Annotated in this window: 1 protein-coding gene; it reads right to left on the bottom strand. The window is 69.0% G+C overall.

Translation table 11 applies throughout. The features are described from left to right. Positions 1-613: MraY family glycosyltransferase (locus tag AC1DSF_RS30565; RefSeq protein WP_478184064.1), on the bottom strand; the 613-nt coding region annotated here is incomplete at both ends.

The raw sequence follows: 613 nt of genomic DNA, 5'->3' as shown, positions 1-613 counted from the left end.
GCACCACACCGTGCAGCGTCTTCGGAACCCGCGGCCGGAACCACGGCAGCATCAGCACCAGCAGTCCCAGCGCGATGAATCCGAGACCCGCGTACACAATCGGCCGCCGGTCCGGACGGACCGAAATCAGCACCGTGAACGACGCGATCAGGCCGGACCAGAAGTACATGATCAGCACCGCGCGGCTGTGCGAGTGCCCGATCTCCAGCAGCCGGTGGTGCAGGTGGCCCTTGTCCGCGGCGAACGGCGACCGGCCGGCCCAGCCGCGCCGGGTGACCGCCATCACCAGGTCGATCAGCGGCACGATGAGCACCGCGAACGGCAGCACGAGCGGGATATACACCGGCACGAGCTTGTGGGTGGCGAACGTCTCGGAGCCCGCCTGCGCGGCGATGACCTCGGGGTCCAGGCGCCCGGTCAGGGTGATCGCGGCGGCGGCGAGCATCAGGCCGATCAGCATCGAGCCGGAGTCGCCCATGAAGATCCGGGCCGGGTGCAGGTTGTGCGGGAGAAAACCGGCGCAGACGCCGATGAGCAGCGCGGTGAACATGGTCGGGGCGGCGGCGCCTTCGATGCCGTACCCGAACCAGAGCCGGTAGGCGTAGGCGAAGAA

The sequence above is a fragment of the Variovorax sp. 01N429 genome (assembly GCF_056399425.1).
This window is presented reverse-complemented; position numbering and strand designations above follow the sequence as displayed.